Annotated in this window: 15 protein-coding genes and 1 riboswitch; all 15 genes read right to left on the bottom strand. The window is 32.0% G+C overall.

The window, feature by feature from the left end; translation table 11 throughout:
* Nucleotides 1-64: 64 nt before the first annotated feature.
* Nucleotides 65-1018, bottom strand: coding sequence for a methylenetetrahydrofolate reductase [NAD(P)H] (metF, locus tag EGM88_RS08010; RefSeq protein WP_123897451.1), 954 nt, complete (start codon nt 1016-1018; stop codon nt 65-67).
* Between the two features lie 36 nt (nt 1019-1054).
* Nucleotides 1055-3742 carry a methionine synthase gene (gene metH / locus EGM88_RS08015; RefSeq protein WP_123897452.1) on the bottom strand — a complete coding sequence of 896 codons (2688 nt, stop codon included), beginning with the start codon at nt 3740-3742 and terminating at the stop codon, nt 1055-1057.
* Nucleotides 3742-4746: a homocysteine S-methyltransferase family protein gene (locus EGM88_RS08020; RefSeq protein ID WP_123897453.1), complete on the bottom strand. Its 1005-nt coding sequence runs from the start codon at nt 4744-4746 to the stop codon at nt 3742-3744. Before EGM88_RS08020 ends, metH begins: the two co-directional genes overlap by 1 nt.
* A gap of 208 nt (nt 4747-4954) precedes the next feature.
* Nucleotides 4955-5058, bottom strand: a riboswitch (SAM riboswitch).
* A 54-nt stretch (nt 5059-5112) separates the two neighbouring features.
* Nucleotides 5113-6000 carry a cysteine synthase CysM gene (gene cysM / locus EGM88_RS08025; protein WP_123897454.1) on the bottom strand — a complete coding sequence of 296 codons (888 nt, stop codon included), beginning with the start codon at nt 5998-6000 and terminating at the stop codon, nt 5113-5115.
* The gene (epsC, locus tag EGM88_RS08030; protein WP_123897455.1) at nt 5990-6757 is read right to left on the bottom strand and encodes a serine O-acetyltransferase EpsC; all 768 of its coding nucleotides are present in this window, start codon (nt 6755-6757) and stop codon (nt 5990-5992) included. The genes cysM and epsC overlap by 11 nt, the downstream gene beginning before the upstream one ends.
* Nucleotides 6758-6864: 107 nt before the next feature.
* The gene (locus EGM88_RS08035; protein ID WP_123897456.1) at nt 6865-7185 is read right to left on the bottom strand and encodes a 2Fe-2S iron-sulfur cluster-binding protein; all 321 of its coding nucleotides are present in this window, start codon (nt 7183-7185) and stop codon (nt 6865-6867) included.
* A 1-nt stretch (nt 7186) separates the two neighbouring features.
* Nucleotides 7187-8236, bottom strand: coding sequence for an NAD(P)/FAD-dependent oxidoreductase (locus EGM88_RS08040; RefSeq protein WP_123897457.1), 1050 nt, complete (start codon nt 8234-8236; stop codon nt 7187-7189).
* 42 nt (nt 8237-8278) lie between these two features.
* Nucleotides 8279-8857, bottom strand: a complete 579-nt coding sequence (locus EGM88_RS08045) for a precorrin-2 dehydrogenase/sirohydrochlorin ferrochelatase family protein (protein ID WP_123897458.1) — start codon at nt 8855-8857, stop codon at nt 8279-8281.
* Nucleotides 8851-9627, bottom strand: coding sequence for a uroporphyrinogen-III C-methyltransferase (gene cobA / locus EGM88_RS08050; RefSeq protein ID WP_123897459.1), 777 nt, complete (start codon nt 9625-9627; stop codon nt 8851-8853). The genes EGM88_RS08045 and cobA overlap by 7 nt, the downstream gene beginning before the upstream one ends.
* A complete protein-coding gene (locus EGM88_RS08055; RefSeq protein ID WP_123897460.1) occupies nt 9617-11716 on the bottom strand; it encodes a nitrite/sulfite reductase in 2100 nt (699 codons plus the stop codon). Before EGM88_RS08055 ends, cobA begins: the two co-directional genes overlap by 11 nt.
* Nucleotides 11717-11853: 137 nt before the next feature.
* A complete protein-coding gene (locus EGM88_RS08060; RefSeq protein WP_123897461.1) occupies nt 11854-13101 on the bottom strand; it encodes a sulfate adenylyltransferase subunit 1 in 1248 nt (415 codons plus the stop codon).
* Between the two features lie 49 nt (nt 13102-13150).
* On the bottom strand, nt 13151-14053 hold the full coding sequence (gene cysD, locus EGM88_RS08065) for a sulfate adenylyltransferase subunit CysD (RefSeq protein ID WP_123897462.1): 903 nt from the start codon (nt 14051-14053) through the stop codon (nt 13151-13153).
* A 10-nt stretch (nt 14054-14063) separates the two neighbouring features.
* Entirely contained in the window at nt 14064-14678 is a 615-nt protein-coding gene (locus EGM88_RS08070; protein ID WP_123897463.1) for a phosphoadenosine phosphosulfate reductase domain-containing protein, read from the bottom strand.
* Complete coding sequence (locus EGM88_RS08075) at nt 14678-14935, bottom strand: DUF2061 domain-containing protein (RefSeq protein WP_123897464.1); 258 nt, start codon at nt 14933-14935, stop codon at nt 14678-14680. Before EGM88_RS08075 ends, EGM88_RS08070 begins: the two co-directional genes overlap by 1 nt.
* Before the next feature lie 268 nt (nt 14936-15203).
* Nucleotides 15204-17144 carry an AMP-dependent synthetase/ligase gene (locus tag EGM88_RS08080; protein ID WP_123897465.1) on the bottom strand — a complete coding sequence of 647 codons (1941 nt, stop codon included), beginning with the start codon at nt 17142-17144 and terminating at the stop codon, nt 15204-15206.
* Nucleotides 17145-17215: the final 71 nt, after the last annotated feature.

Here is a 17215-nt window from a genome sequence, read left to right on the forward strand (position 1 = left end):
AAATAAACTATAATTGCTTTTGCTTATGTTAGTATATAAAATAGTTATTTCCTTACAAATAACATTAAAAAATGCCTTCTGCTACCGCCTTAATATTATCAGATTTACCCATAGAATAATAATGCAACACGGGTACACCTGCGGCTAACAACTCTTTAGATTGCTCAATACAATATTCTATTCCTACTTGCCTTACCTCTTTATTATCTTTACATTTTTCTACCTCTTTAATTAATTCTTCTGGCAAATCAATTTTAAATACTTGTGGTAATAATTGTAAATGTCGTTTTACAGCAATAGGTTTTATTCCTGGCAGTATTGGAACTGTAATTCCAATTTTTCTTGCAGCCTCTACAAAATCAAAGTATTTTTTATTTTCAAAAAACATTTGCGTAACTACATAATCTGCTCCTGCATCTACTTTTTGTTTTAACCGTTTTAAATCAGTTTGTAGTGATGGTGCTTCTAAATGTTTTTCTGGATATCCGGCTACTCCAATACAAAAATCAGCTTTATCCTCTACATTTATTACATCGTGCAAATATTTTCCTGAATTTAGGTTTTGAATTTGTTCAACCAATTCTGAAGCATAACTATGCCCTCCCTTTGTGGCTTTAAAATATTGCTCATGTTTCATAGCATCACCTCTAAGAGCCATCACATTTTCAATACCCAAATAATGACAATCTACCAATAAATATTCGGTTTCTTCTTTGGTAAAACCACCACACAATACATGTGGAACCGTATCTACATTATACTTGTGTTTTATTGCAGCACAAATACCTACGGTACCCGGACGCATTCTTGTAATTTTTCTATCTAACAGCCCTTCTTTATCAATATATACATACTCCTCTCTAGAAGTAGTTACATCAATAAACGGAGGCTTAAACTCCATTAAAGGATCAATATTATTATACAACTCTTGAATATTTCTACCTTTTTGAGGTGGAATAATTTCAAAAGAAAATAATGTTTTGCCTTTGGCTTGTTTTATATGTTCTGTTATTTTCATTCTTTATTAGGTTTGAGCAGTAAAAGAATACAATACTTAATCTTCCGCTAAATTAGGATTTAACCATTTTCTAGCTTCATCTAAAGGTATGTTTCTTCGCTTAGCATAATCGACCAATTGATCTTCTTTAATTTTTCCGAGTCCAAAATATTTAGCTTCTTCATTACCAAAATAGTAACCAGAAACACTTGATGCTGGCCACATTGCAAGACCATCTGTGAGTTTCATACCAATATTTTTTTCAACATTTAAAAGTTTCCAAATGGTTTTTTTCTCTAAATGATCAGGACAAGCTGGATAACCAGGTGCAGGACGAATACCTTTATAATTTTCTTTTATCAACTCTTCATTAGATAAATTTTCATTAGCGGCATATCCCCAATATTCCGTTCGCACTTTTTTGTGTAGGTATTCTGCAAAAGCTTCTGCCAACCTATCTGATAGAGCTTTTGCCATAATAGCATTATAATCGTCTAATTTTTCTTGAAACTCTTTAACAAGTTCGTCAGTTCCAAAACCTGTAGTTACGGCAAAACAACCAACATAATCTTGTTTACCAATTTCTTTTGGAGCTATAAAATCTGCTAAGGCATAACTTGGAATTCCTTCCCGTCTTTTAAGCTGTTGACGCAATGTTAAAAATGTATCTATTACATTGCCTTTTTCGTCATAGATTTCAATATCATCGTGGTTTACTGTATTTGCCGGAAACAAACCAAAAACAGCTTTGGCCTTTAATAATTTTTCATCGAAAATACGTTGTAACATTTGTTGAGCTTCGGCAAAAAGTTCTTTAGCTTGTTCACCTACAACGTTATCAGTTAAAATATCAGGATATTTACCATGTAGCTCCCAACTCCTAAAATAAGGACTCCAATCAATATAATCTTTTAACAGACTTAAGTCAAAATCATCAATTATAGTTACACCTAATTTTTTAGGTTTTATAATGTTTGAATTTTGCCAATCTATATAAAACTTATGTTCTCTGGCAACTTCTAAAGTAGTGTATTCTTTTGCTTTTTTACGGCTTAAAAAGTTCTCTCTAAACTTGTCATATTCTTCTCTAATTTGCTTTTTAAAAGATTCACTATTCTTATCTAACAGATTGCCTACTACGGTTACTGCTCTAGAAGCATCGTTAACATGAACAACAGTATTGCTATATTTTGGTGAAATTTTAACAACGGTATGAGCTTTTGATGTAGTTGCCCCTCCAATTAATAGAGGAATGTTCATATTATGCTTTTCCATCTCTTCTGCCATAAAAGCCATCTCATCTAATGAAGGTGTAATTAATCCACTTAAGCCAATTGCATCAACATTATGTTTTTTAGCTTCAGAAATAATTTTTTCAGGAGGTACCATAACACCTAAATCTACAATATCATAATTATTACAAGCTAAAACAACTGAAACAATGTTTTTACCAATATCATGAACATCTCCTTTTACAGTGGCCATTAATATTTTTCCTACTCCTTCTTTTGGCAAATCAGGATTTTTAGCTGCTTCAATAAATGGTTGTAAATAAGCTACAGCTTTTTTCATAACCCGAGCCGACTTTACCACTTGAGGTAAAAACATTTTACCACTTCCAAAAAGGTCACCAACTACATTCATACCTGTCATTAAATGTCCTTCTATAACCTCTATAGGCTTAGTAGTTAACAATCTAGCTTCTTCTACATCTTCAATAATATAAGTATCAATTCCTTTTACTAACGCATGGGTAATTCTATCTTGAAGCGGGTCTTTTCGCCAAAGGTTTTTAGTGGTATCATCAACTTTATCTTTACCAACTACAGTTTCTGCAAATTCTAACAACCGTTCTGTGGCATCATCACGTTTATCGAATAATACATCTTCTACTTTTTCTAATAAATCTTTAGGAATATCATCATAAACCTCTAACATTGTAGGGTTTACAATACCCATTGTCATTCCATGCTGAATAGCATGATATAAAAAAGCTGCATTTATAGCTTCCCTTACCGGATTATTTCCTCGAAATGAAAACGAAACATTACTAACCCCTCCACTTACATTGGCATAAGGTAAATTTTCTCGAATCCATTTTGTAGCCCTAAAAAAATCTAATGCATTTAATCGATGCTCTTCTAAACCTGTTGCTACAGGAAAAATATTAGGATCAAAAATTATATCTTGAGCAGGAAAACCAACTTTGTCTACTAAAATATCATAAGAACGTTTACATATTTCTATTCTACGCTCGTATGTATCAGCTTGACCATCTTTATCAAAAGCCATTACAATTACAGCTGCACCGTAACGTTTTACCAATTTGGCTTGACGGATAAATTCTTCTTCACCACCTTTTAAGCTAATTGAATTAACGACACATTTTCCTTGTACAACTTTTAATCCAGCTTCTATAATATGCCATTTTGAGCTATCAATCATTATTGGCACTCTGGCAATATCAGGTTCTGAAGCAATCAAATTTAGGAATTTTACCATGGCCTTTTCACCATCTAACATTCCCTCATCCATATTAACATCGATAATTTGAGCTCCACCTTCAACTTGGTCTCTAGCAACGCTCAGTGCTTCATCGTATTTCTCTTCTTTTATTAATCTTAAAAACTTTCGAGAACCTGTAACATTGGTTCTTTCACCAACATTAACAAAGTTACTATCAGGTGTTAAAACTAATGGTTCTAAACCCGAAAGTCTTAGGTGTTTTTTACAATCAGTCTCCATTAACAAGCTTCTACATTTAATTTTCTTGGTTGATATTTTTTTGCAACTTCGGCAATTGCCTTTATATGGTCAGGATTTGTACCACAGCACCCGCCAATAATATTTACAAGATTATCTTTTAGATATCCTTCTATTAAAAGTTTCATATCTTCTGGCGATTGATCATACTCACCAAAAGCATTTGGAAGACCTGCATTGGGATGTGCAGATGTATAAAAAGAGGTTTCTCTAGACAATCTACTAACATAAGGCTTCAACTGATCGGCTCCTAACGCACAATTAAACCCAACGCTTAAAATTGGAATGTGAGAAATTGAAATTAGAAAAGCTTCAACTGTTTGTCCAGACAATGTTCTTCCAGATGCATCTGTAATTGTACCAGAAACCATAATTGGAATATCAATATTTTTCTCTTCCTTAACTTCTTCAATAGCAAATAAAGCAGCTTTAGCATTTAAAGTATCAAAAATTGTTTCTACCAACAATAAATCTACACCACCATCTATAAGAGCTTCTACTTGTTGTTTATAAGCAACACGCAACTCATCAAAAGTTATTGCCCTAAAAGCAGGGTCATTTACATCTGGTGACATGCTTGCTGTACGATTTGTTGGTCCAATAGAACCTGCTACAAAACGCGGTTTTTCAGGGTCTTTTTTTGTAAACTCATCGGCAACTTCTTTCGCTATTTTAGCGGATTGGTAATTGAGGTCGTAAACAGCTTCTTCTAGTTCATAATCTGCCATACCAATGGTAGTACTAGAAAACGTATTGGTTTCAATAATATCTGCACCAACTTCCAAAAATTTTCTATGAATGTTTTTTATAACTTCAGGTTGGGTAATTGATAATAAATCGTTATTTCCCTTTAAAGAGGTGTGAAAATCTTTATATCGATCTCCTCTAAAGTCTTCTTCTGAAAGCTTATATTGTTGTATCATAGTACCCATTGCACCATCGAGTACTAAAATTCTCTTTTCTAATTCTTGTATGATATTTTTCATCGGCTATATTTCATTATTAGTCATCCCCTATCCTTATATATTTTAGGATAGTTAGTAAATGTTATCAAGAATTGTGGAAGTTAAAATCTCTTAGTTATCTAGCCATAAATTTAGTCTTAAACTAAAAATTTAAAATAATTTTACTTATTTTTATAGGTAGAATGTAGCACCTTCTTTCTAATACATTTAACTTATATCTTTTTAAATATCATTATCTAAAAGATGATTTTAATCCGATAAAAGAGAGCTTTTTATTAAAAAGGGTTGCTAAGGTTTCATAGGGTCTAATCCCTCCACCTTTCTTGATAACATATTTTAAAGAACTAATTGGGGCAAAATAACGCATTAAATAACTTATAACCAATTTTATTCAAACAAATCTGATGACAAGTAGCGATCGCCAATATCACAAATTATTGCTACAATAATGCCTTTTTCAATACGATTGGCAATTTTTAATGCAGCACATACAGAACCTCCGCTACTCATTCCTGCAAATACACCTTCTTCTTTTGCCAATCTATTTGAAGTTTTTTTGGCTTCTGCTTCACTAATTTCTACGATGGTATCTACTTTTGAACGATTAAAAATTTTAGGCAAATAAGCTTCTGGCCATTTTCTAATACCAGGAATTTTGGCTCCATCTGCTGGTTGTGCTCCAACAATTTGAATTTTTTCATTTTGTTCTTTTAAATAGGTAGAAACTCCCATAATGGTACCTGTTGTTCCCATAGCAGAAACAAAATGAGTAATTTCACCATTGGTATCGTTCCATATTTCTGGTCCTGTAGTGTTATAATGGGCTTTCCAATTATCATCATTTGAAAATTGGTTGAGCATAAAATACCCTTTTTTATCTTTTAATTGCATGGCATAATCACGAGCTCCTTCAATTCCTAAATCTGCAGAAGTCAAAATTAATTCTGCTCCGTAAGCTCTCATGGTTTTTATACGTTCTTCAGTAGAATTTTCGGGCATTACCAATACCATATTTACTCCTAAAAGTTTAGAAATAAAAGCTAGTGCAATACCTGTATTTCCACTAGTTGCTTCTACTAAAGTATCTCCTTTAGAGATTTCACCACGCTTTAAGGCTTCATTAATCATGTGAAATGCAGCACGATCTTTTACACTTCCACCAGGATTTTTACCTTCTAATTTTAAAAATAAACGCACATTTTTATTTGAAGTAATGTTTTTAGCTTCAATTAATGGTGTGTTTCCAATGATATCAATTATCGTTTTACTTTGCATCTGCTCTATTTCTTATTTTAAACTCTTTTTGATAGGTTAAAATTGAATTTTCAGGTACAGATTCTGTCAAACATACATTAGCACCAATAATACTATTAGCACCAACAACCACATCACCACCTAAAATAGTAGCATTGGCATAAATAATAACATTATCTTCAATTGTAGGATGCCTTTTTGTACTTGCCAAACTCTTTTTCACCTGAATTCCACCAAGTGTAACCCCTTGATAAATTTTTACATTATTTTTTATAACTGACGTTTCTCCAATAACAATTCCGGTTGCATGGTCAATAAAAAAAGAGGATCCAATTGTAGCTCCTGGATGAATATCTACACCCGTTAAACCGTGTCCATATTCACTCATCATTCTAGGTAAAATTGGCACTTTTAACTTGTACAACTCATGACTTAATCGATAAATAGCAATTGCATGAAAGCCTGGATAAGCTAAATACACTTCTTCTAAACTTTCAGCAGCAGGATCATTTTCTGCAATGGCCATTGCATCTAAACTCAATTGATATTGAATTGTCTCAAAATGTGATTCAAATTCTTCCCAACGTTTTTTATTTTCAGAAACATTTAATTTTTCCGTAATTTTTAAAAATGTACTTTTTAAAAATTCATAATTTTCAGCCTTAAAGTGACTATCAAATAAACTATAAAATAGTTTTTTTGTAAATGCCTCTACAGTATCTTTGAGACAAATGTTATAATTTCTAAGTTTATACTTCTTCTGCGATTGTAATTGCATCGATTAAAACAGGTTAACGTGTTTAAAAATAAAATTTAATAGCAAAGATATGAGCATTTTATTATTAATATGATAAAAAACCGTTAATGATTTAAATTCACACTAACCTAAGATTCTGGTGCCAATTCAATTTCTAACCCATCCAATTCAGGTGTAATTGGTATTTGGCATCCTAACCTGCTATTTTCTTTCACATAAAATGCTTCAGAGAGCATTGCTTCTTCTTCCTCTTCCATTTCTGACATGCTATGGTTTGACAACACATAACACTGACAAGAAGCACACATGGCCATTCCGCCACAAGTACCCTCAACAGGAAGCTCGTAAGATTTACAAACTTCCATTAAATTCATTGCCATATCAGTCGGTGCAAGTACCTCATGAATTACACCTTCTCTGTCTTTTATTTTTATTTTTACGTCAACCACTTTATACTATAGCTTTTACAACTGCTTTAGGAGCTTCTTTTCTACTACCATCAAATCCATTTATACCACTTACAGTGGTGTATTTCATAACATACTTTTTACCTGGATTTATAATTTTATATGCAGATTGACACATTAATGTAGCTTCATGAAAGCCACATAAAATCAATTTTAATTTACCGGGATAGGTGTTTACATCTCCAATAGCATATACACCAGGTATATTTGTCTGATAATCAAAAGTATCTACTTTTATTGCATTTTTTTCAATTTCCAATCCCCAATTTGCAATTGGACCTAACTTTGGTGACAGTCCAAAAAGAGGAATAAAATGATCTGTTTCAATAATTTGTTCACTCCCTTCTTTTGTTACAGAAACTGCTTTTATTTTATCTTCACCATGTAATTTGGTGACCTCAGCTGGAGTTATTAAATTTATTTTACCTAATACTTTTAATTCTTGTACTCTATCAACAGAATCTAAGGCTCCTCTAAATTCATTTCTACGATGCACCAATGTAACTTCACTAGCCACATCGGCTAAAAAGATAGCCCAATCTAGTGCAGAATCTCCTCCTCCAGAAATCACAACTTTTTTACCTCTATACACTTCAGGATCTTTTATAAAATATTCAACACCCTTACCTTCATAAAAAGCAATATTTTCAATCAACGGTTTTCTAGGTTCAAAACTTCCTAATCCTCCTGCAATAGCAACTACTGGAGCATGATGCTTTGTCCCCTTATTTGTAGTAACAATAAAAGAACCATCTTCTTGTTTATCGATAGTTTCTGCACGCTCACCTAATGTAAAACCAGGTTCAAATTGCTTTCCTTGTTCTAATAAATTTTCGGTCAATTTACCTGCTAACACTTCTGGAAATCCAGGAATGTCATAAATAGGTTTTTTAGGATAAATTTCTGCACATTGCCCGCCAGGAATAGGCAAAGCATCAATTAAATGACATCTTAACTTTAACAATCCCGCTTCAAAAACGGTAAATAATCCTGTTGGACCTGCCCCAATTATTAATATATCTGTTTTAATCATTTTCTAATTTTTAGTCTAATGTTCTAATAAGTTCAATCTATTTTAATTTAATAATCCTTCTGTTAGTTTGTTTAAGGCATTTACTTTAGACTCGAAATTTCCCTTAATTGTTTTTCTAAATCTATGTAAGTTACCCACCAATAAATTAATATCTTCTGGAATTACTTCTTCAAAAAATTGACGTAATCTTTTGGCCGTTGTAGGTGATTTTCCATTTGTTGAAATTGCTATTTTTACATTGCCTTTTGTTACAATTCCACCAAGGTAGAAATCGCATAAATGTGGAGTATCTGCAACATTTACTAACAATTGTTTTTCCTTAGCATCTTTATAAATTTGTGCATTTACTTCGCTATCATTTGTAGCGGCAATAACCATGTGCTGTTTGTGTAAAATATTGCTTGTATAAGGTCTTTGCATTGTTAGTATTTTATGCTTTTTTGTTAAGGCTAACAGTTCACTAGAAAAATCTAATGCAATTAAGGCAACTTTGGCATTAGGACTCGATTTTAATAAAAAGGATAATTTTTCCAACGCAACCTTTCCTCCTCCCACTATAATAGTATTAAGTTGGTTTACTTTTAAAAATATGGGATATAATTCGTTTTTTTCTACTAACATAATGCTTCTTTTAATTGTATTTCTTGTTGAACTTGTTGTAAAATATTACGTTTATTTACAACTTCTCCAATAACAATAATAGCTGGTGACGACAATTGTTCTTCTTGTACTACTTGACAAATAGTTTCTATAGTTCCAAAACCCACTTTTTCTTTTTCTGTAGTTCCATTTTGTATAATAGCAACTGGGGTTTTCTGTTTGTTTTCTGCAGAAAACAAGGCTACTATTTCATCTAACTTTCCCATTCCCATTAAAATAACTACGGTTGCGGATGATTTTGCCGCTAAGGCTACATCTTCTGAAATTTGATGCGATTTAGTAGTACCAGTAATTACCCAAAAACTCTCAGAAGAACCTCTTTTTGTCAGCGGAATTCCTTGATAAGCGGGTACTGCCATTGCCGAAGAAATACCTGGCACCATAGCTGTTTCCAAATCAAATTGTTGTGCATAATCAATTTCTTCTGAGCCCCTCCCAAAAATAAAAGGATCTCCTCCTTTTAACCGTACTACATGTCCATCAGACTTAGCTCTACTAACAATAATTTCATTAATTTGTTCTTGTTGATAGCGATAGCATCCTTTACGTTTACCAACAAAAATTTTTTCAGCAGTACTAGAAGCATACTCTAATAGACTAACATTTATAAGTGCATCATACATAATAACATCAGCAGATTGTATCGCTTTTATAGCTTTTAAAGTGATTAACTCAGGATCTCCAGGACCTGCACCTACTACAGTTAATTTTGGAATTTTTCTATGCTTCATGACTTAACTCTTTTGTTCTATACACTTCAATACTCTCAAAAAAAGAAATGGCCTCTTTGATGTATTTTTTTGCAAAATCTTCTGATGGTTTGTTCTCTTTCATTTGATATACTAATTTGGAAAAGCTGGTTTTTAAAAACAATTTTTGGGTATCTATAAAAACTTCGTCAAACAATTGAATAATACTTGCCTGATTGTTAGTTTTTTTATCCTCTGAAAGCAACAAGGCTTTTGCCCCATTTACATACGAAGTATAGGTGTGGTAAATAGCATCTGCCCAATTTTTATCAAGAAACGATTCTTGTGCTAATCCTAATTTTTCTTTAGCTTCTAATAATAATGTAGCTACCAAATCAATAACTACACCTGCACATTCACCTACCCCAACGGCCTGAATATATTTGTCGTTGTTACCCCAATCTACAAAGTCATTTTCTTTAAGATTATCAACCCCAGATAACGGCACTAAAAAATCATAAAAATAGATTTTCCCTTTTCTATCGTAATAGTCTAAAAAAGACTCATTATTAGTTCTATTTTTTTCAAAATCGTTCAAAATAAGTCGTAACGCTTGAGGCCCTCTTTTAGAAGGTAATTTTATTACTTTATCAGCAAATCGCCCTTCACCATTTCCTAAAACACCTCCACCAAGTAAAATTTGAACCGCTGGAGCAACTAATTTCTCTTTGGTTCTAATAGACATTCCTTGAAACCCTATATGAGCCATATTATGCTGCCCACAAGCATTCATACATCCACTAATTTTAATGGTAACCTCTTGGTTATTCAGGTATTGAGGATATTCAGTTTGTAGTACCCGTTCTAATTCATCAGCCATTCCAGTGCTACTTGCTATACCTAAATTACAAGTATCTGTTCCTGGACAAGCTGTTATATCTGCTGTAGAATTATAACCTAATTCAGTAAAGTCTAATGCTTTTAACTCTTGGTAAAAAAATGGCAATAAGGCCTCTTTTATATACCTTAGTAAAATATTCTGCCTTAAGGTAAATCTCAATTCATTACCTGCATAATCTTTTATTAAAGTTGCTAATTTTCTTGCTTTTTCAGTTGAAAAATCACCTAATTTAACTTTAATTCCAATTGCAAATAAACCTGATTGTTTTTGAGGAATTACATTTGATTTTTTCCATAACTGATAAGCTTCTCTATCTTCTATTGTTACTTTTGGAATATCAATTTCAGGAATAATAGGATTGTTTTTAAAATTGGATACATCAATGGTTACAGTTTCATTTGCCAAGGCCTTTTGCTCTTCTTCTACCAACTTTATAAAATTATCTAACCCAATGTCTTTGATAAGAAATTTCATTCTAGCCTTCATTCTTTTGGCTCTTTCTCCATAGCGATCAAAGACTCTAAGAATACTTTCGGTAAGTGGAATTATTTTTTCTTCTGGCAAAAATTCATATAATAAATCTGCATGTCTTGGTTGCGAACCTAATCCACCACCTAGCATTACTTTAAAACCTCTTTTACCATCTTTTAGCTTTGCTATAAAACCTAAATCATGTATAAAACCCAAAGCGGTATCCTTGTCTGTAGCAGAAAATGAAATTTTAAATTTTCTCCCCATTTCTTGACAAATAGGGTTTCTTAAAAAGAATTGAAATGTAGCGTGAGCATAAGGAGAAACATCAAAAGGTTCGTCAATATCAATACCTGCTGTTTCACTTGCTGTAACGTTTCTAACAGTATTTCCACAGGCTTCTCTAATAGTTACATCATCTTTTTCAAGTTCTGCCCATAATTCTGGAGTTTTATCAATACTAACAAAATGAATTTGTACATCTTGTCGTGTAGTTATATGCAGTTTACCAGTTGAGTATTTGTCTGAAACATCTGAAATTCTGAGCAATTGCTCGCCAGTAACCTTTCCATAAGGCAATTTAATTCGAATCATTTGAACTCCATATTGACGTTGTCCGTAAATACCACGAGCCAATCGAAGACTTCTAAAACTTTCTTCGTTGATACTACCTTCTTTAAATAATCGGATTTTTTTCTCCAGATCGATAATATCTTTTTCAACAACTGGATTTTCTAATTCTGTTCTAAAACTTTGCATAATAAGTCCCCTTCTAACCTCTTTTGAGGAACTCTAACGTGGGGCAGAAGAGTTTTTATTTACACTATATTTCCTATCGATTTAGTAGATTATTTGATTAAAGAAATAGACTACCAATTTAGCAATGCTATTAATATCTAACTTATAAATCCTGCTCCAACTGTATGATTAGATTGAGAATCAATTAGAATAAACGAACCGTTGGTTCTATGATTTTTAAATTCATCATAAAATATAGGTTTGTTTAATTTTAAGGTAACAGAAGCAATATCATTAACCTGTAAACTATCAACATCTGAATCTATCCCTGAATAGTCAGGATGAATTTTATGATGAATAGCATCTACCCGACCCAATACTTTATTGACTCCATGTTGAACAACATATTTTGAACCTGGCAGTAATGGTTTAGAATCCATCCAACAAATATTGGCAGTTAACTGTTTGTCAATTTTTGGTAAATCGCCAGCTTTAACAATCATATCGCCTCTACTAATATTTATGTCATCTTCTAGGGTAATGGTAACTGAAGATCGTCGTGAGGCCGTCTGATACTTTTGGTCGTAAAAATAAATCTCTTTTATAGTTGATGTAGTTTGTGATGGTAAAACTACAATTTTATCTCCTACATTTAATTCGCCTCCATATACTTTTCCAGCATACCCTCTAAAATCATGAAATTTATCTGTTTTAGGTCTAATTACATATTGAACAGGAAACCTTGGTGTACCTACATTATAAATATCTTGATTCTTAAGATTTTCTAGATGCTCTAACAACGTTTTTCCGTTATACCAAGGCATATTTTCTGATGGATTAACAACATTATCTCCCTTTAATGCACTTACGGGAATAAAAGTAATTTTTTGACTTTGATAATCTCTCTTTTCCATTAAGGCTTGAAAATCTGTCTTTATTTTCGTGTAAATCTCTTCAGAAAAATCTACCAAATCCATCTTATTAATAGCAACAATAACCTCTTTAATTCTCAATAAATTATTGATAAAAAAGTGACGATTAGTTTGCTCTATCACACCTTTTCTTGCATCTATTAAAATAATAGCCGCTTGTGAGGTAGATGCTCCTGTAACCATATTTCTAGTATATTCTACATGGCCCGGAGTATCAGCAATGATGTAACTTTTTGTAGGTGTAGAGAAATAAATATGAGCCACATCTATGGTAATACCTTGCTCTCTTTCTGCAACCAAACCATCTGTAGCCAACGAGAAATCTAAATAATCATATCCTTTTTGCTTACTAGTTTTTTCAATGGCTTCAAGTTTGTCATCCGTTAAGGATTTAGTATCGTATAGAATTCTTCCTATCAATGTACTTTTACCATCATCGACACTACCTGCTGTTGCTATTTTTAAAACTTCCATTGTAATTATATTAGGTACTAAGTTTTTATTATTAAATGCTAAATACTTTTTAGAAATATCCTTGTTGTTTTCTTTTTTCCATTGCTGCTTCAGAACGTTTATCATCAATACGAGCTCCCCTTTCTGAAATGGTAGAATTTCTAATTTCTTGAACTACCGTAGCAATATCTGATGCTTCTGATAAAACTGCAGCTGTACAACTCATATCCCCCACAGTTCTAAAACGGACTACTTTTTCAAACACCTCTTCATCGTCATCTTGATAAACATGATCTGAATGCGACCATATTAATCCATCTCTAAAAAAGACTTTACGCTTATGAGCAAAATAAATAGAAGGAATTTCAATATTTTCTTTTTCGATATAAGACCATACATCTAATTCTGTCCAATTTGAAATTGGGAATACACGTACATTTTGTCCCAATTCAATTTGACCATTTAACATATCAAACAACTCAGGACGTTGATTTTTCTCATCCCATTGTCCAAAATCATCCCTAACCGAAAAAATACGTTCTTTGGCTCTCGCTTTTTCTTCATCACGTCTGGCACCTCCAATACATGCATCAAACTTAAATTCTTCAATAGCATCTAATAGCGTAGTTGTTTGCAATTGATTTCTACTAGCATACCTACCTGTTTCCTCTTTAACTTTACCTTGATCAATAGAATCTTGAACTTTTCTAACAATTAATTCTAACCCTAATTCTTTAACCAATCGATCTCTAAACTCAATGGTTTCAGGGAAATTATGCCCCGTGTCTATATGCATTAAAGGGAAAGGAATTTTTGCAGGATAAAACGCTTTTTGAGCCAACCTTACTAAGGTAATTGAATCTTTACCTCCAGAAAATAACAATACAGGTTTCTCAAACTGTGCTGCAACTTCTCTAATTATATAAATAGCCTCGTTTTCTAATGGGTTAATATGTGATGTATTATCTTTCATTGTATCAAGTTTAAGCATGTAAGCCACATTCTCTGTTTTCTAATACTTTTGTAGGATCGTAATATTTAAATTCATTAGGTAATTTAAATTCTAACAAATAAGTGTCTAATTCAGCATCTGAATAATAATAAAACGGACTCACTTTTATAACACCATCTTTTCCTTTAGAAACAATATCTATACTATCTCTAAAAGCCGTTTGTCCTTTTCTAAGATTTGTAAACCATACATCTGGTTGATGTTCTGCCATTGCTCTTTTAAAAGGTTCTAATTTTACTTGTTCTGTAAATAGTTTATGTTTCGGGTCGTCAACATGAGGTATACCTAACACAACATCCCTATGAGCAGCAGTTTGTTTTGGCACATACAAATGAATGTTTAAGTTTAATTTTTCTATAATTTCTTCGGCATGTTTATACGTATTTGGAGTGTTATATCCGGTGTCACACCAAATTACGTTTATATCATTTTTTACTTGCGAAACTGCATGTAAAATAGCCACTTCATACGGTCTAAAATTTGTTGTAAGTACCGGTTTTTTAGCAATTGAAATTGCCCATTCAATGATTTCTTTTGGCGTTTTTGACCTTAACTCCTTATTTATTTTATCTAAATCTAAGTTCATTACTTTCCCCATTTTATATTATTCCATGCTCTTTCATGAAAGAAATAAAGCACCATTTTTGAAAAAAACTCTAACGTACCAATAGAAATAGCCAATGTTAATGTACCCGTAATAAGCCACGAAATAAAAACAGTATCTAGTGTACCTATTACACGCCAACTAACAGTTTTAACAAGACTTCGTTTTACTTTTTCTTTAGGCTCTGAAGTTTCTTTGTTTTGTTTCAATCGGCTATTTATAAAACTATCTAGTATCATATAAAATTATATTTACTCTATATCCTATCGACTTAGTGGGATATTGTGCAAAAATAGAGGAAATATCTAGACTACAAAAAAAATAGTATAAAAAAAATAGATAATTTTTAACTTTTAATTATCTGACAAAAATATATCAAGATAGCTTTAATTACATAACAAATAGCTGATATTCTTAATGATATAGCAAAAAGAACTACTTATGCCAGCATAAATTTAAATTTCGAATTTAGCAATTTACTGTTTTTATAACATATATTGTATGGTTCTATTCAATAAAGAAGAGCCTATTAATAACCTCTACATTTTTTTCTAAACTTAACTTTTGAGCATCCTTAACATACATTAAATCTAATCTGTCTTTATAATTTTCAGTTATTTTATGCCGAACCATTTTTAACGTAGAATTTATCATAAAGTTAACTTCAGAAAATTCTTCTTCTAAAATTTGAAAATTAGAAGGAATCCATTTTGATGGAAATTTTCCATTAAATTCGCGTAATTTTTTAAATGCATGCAGTTCTTCTTTAAGCTTAGCAACCAACACTTCTGCATCTAAAATTTTATGTTTTTTTATAAAATCCATAACATGCATTTTATTTAAGGTAACCAATGCTGTAGTATATTTTTTATGATCGTTATAAATCATAACTTGATGAATTAACTGGGAAGAATTGATAATGGCTTCCTCAATTTCTTCTGGAGAATACTTTTCACCATCTTCAGAAATTAACAATGCTTTTTCTCTACCAACCACCACTAAAAAATCATCCTGATCAATATATCCCAAATCACCTGTGTGTAACCAACCATTTTTTAAGGTTTCTTTAGTAGCCTCCTCATTCTTATAATAGCCTTTCATTACATTATTACCTTGAATACAAATTTCTCCTTTTTGACCTTTAGGCAGTTCGTTACCCTTATCATCTAAAATTTTACAAGTCACATTATTTAAGGGTTTACCTGAAGTTCCCATTTTATGATCCAACGGGGTATTTGTAGAAATAATTGGAGAGGCCTCTGTTAATCCATATCCTTGATAAACAGGAATTCCAATGGCCTTATAAAATTGTTGTTGTTTAATATCTAATAAGGCTCCTCCTCCAACAAAAAACTCTATATCAGAACCAAAAATGAGCTTTAATTTTTTAAAAATTAATTTTTTAGCAATTATATAATTAAAATAAGTGGCTATTTGTACAACTAAGCCTGGTTTTGAAAATCCATCTCCATTTCTTCGAATACCTGCCTTAATACCACGATTAAAAATACCTTCTATAAAAGGCCCTTTTGCTTTTATTCCATCTCTAATTTTACTAATAAAATTTCCTGTTAATGCTGGTACTGTCAACAAAAAGTTAGGTTTGGCTTCTACTAAATTTATAGGAATATTTTTTAACGCATTCATACTACCTCCTCTGGCATCTACAAAATGAATTGAAATACCTCGTGCAAGTGCAGCATAAAGACCAATGGTATGAGCAAACGAATGGTCTGTTGGTAATATAATTAAGGTAGAAATTAATTCTCTAATTTTAAACGTATCTACAGCATCGTAACTATTTGAATAGTAATTCAAATGCGTAAGCATAATCCCTTTGGGGTTGCCTGTTGTGCCAGAAGTATATGAAATAGTAACTACATCATCTTCTTTAATAATTTCCTTCATTTTCTGAATAGTCTGAAGGTTTTTATCAAATTTAGAAGCACCCAACTGATACAAATCATCTATATAAAGCAGTTGACTTTGATCAAAATTAGTGGCTTTACAAATATCAATAATTTTAGATGAAGGTTTGTCTAAGAGAATCAGTTTCAAATTTTTATTTTCATACAGATTCCATGCACTTAACACTTTCTCAACGGTGTTTTCAGAAATTATAAAGAACTTTGATTCGGAATGATTTACTCGAAAAGGAACCTCTTCTGGCAACAATTTAATTGAAAGTGGAACAATGATTCCACCTGCATACAAAGTGGCAAATTCTGAAATAACCCAATCTATTTTTGCTTCTGATAAAATGGAAATTTTATCTTCATATCCAATTCCTAATTCTATAAAAGCAGATGCCAGATGTAATGCTTTTTCTTTGGCTTCACTAAAGGTAACTCTGTCCCAACCAGAATCATTTTTCTGGCTTAAATAAGGATTGTCTTTATAGGTAACGGATGCCTTGTCGAGCATCTGAAAAACAGTTCTTTTTTGCATTTTCTAAAATTAATATAAACAAAAATAAATTATTTTTTCTTTATAAGAGACTCTATTAACATTGAAAAAAA

Origin of the sequence: Aureibaculum marinum (assembly GCF_003813905.1) — a bacterium.
Lineage (GTDB): Bacteria > Bacteroidota > Bacteroidia > Flavobacteriales > Flavobacteriaceae > Aureibaculum > Aureibaculum marinum.

Coding starts and splice junctions, on each gene's coding strand:
- metH (WP_123897452.1), bottom strand. CDS start 3,742: ATGGAGACTGATTGTAAAAAACACCTAAGACTTTCGGGTTTAGAACCA.
- EGM88_RS08055 (WP_123897460.1), bottom strand. CDS start 11,716: ATGCAAAGTTTTAGAACAGAATTAGAAAATCCAGTTGTTGAAAAAGAT.
- EGM88_RS08045 (WP_123897458.1), bottom strand. CDS start 8,857: ATGTTAGTAGAAAAAAACGAATTATATCCCATATTTTTAAAAGTAAAC.
- metF (WP_123897451.1), bottom strand. CDS start 1,018: ATGAAAATAACAGAACATATAAAACAAGCCAAAGGCAAAACATTATTT.
- EGM88_RS08075 (WP_123897464.1), bottom strand. CDS start 14,935: ATGATACTAGATAGTTTTATAAATAGCCGATTGAAACAAAACAAAGAA.
- EGM88_RS08060 (WP_123897461.1), bottom strand. CDS start 13,101: ATGGAAGTTTTAAAAATAGCAACAGCAGGTAGTGTCGATGATGGTAAA.
- cysM (WP_123897454.1), bottom strand. CDS start 6,000: ATGCAAAGTAAAACGATAATTGATATCATTGGAAACACACCATTAATT.
- epsC (WP_123897455.1), bottom strand. CDS start 6,757: ATGCAATTACAATCGCAGAAGAAGTATAAACTTAGAAATTATAACATT.
- EGM88_RS08070 (WP_123897463.1), bottom strand. CDS start 14,678: ATGAACTTAGATTTAGATAAAATAAATAAGGAGTTAAGGTCAAAAACG.
- EGM88_RS08080 (WP_123897465.1), bottom strand. CDS start 17,144: ATGCAAAAAAGAACTGTTTTTCAGATGCTCGACAAGGCATCCGTTACC.
- EGM88_RS08040 (WP_123897457.1), bottom strand. CDS start 8,236: ATGATTAAAACAGATATATTAATAATTGGGGCAGGTCCAACAGGATTA.
- cobA (WP_123897459.1), bottom strand. CDS start 9,627: ATGAAGCATAGAAAAATTCCAAAATTAACTGTAGTAGGTGCAGGTCCT.
- cysD (WP_123897462.1), bottom strand. CDS start 14,053: ATGAAAGATAATACATCACATATTAACCCATTAGAAAACGAGGCTATT.
- EGM88_RS08020 (WP_123897453.1), bottom strand. CDS start 4,746: ATGAAAAATATCATACAAGAATTAGAAAAGAGAATTTTAGTACTCGAT.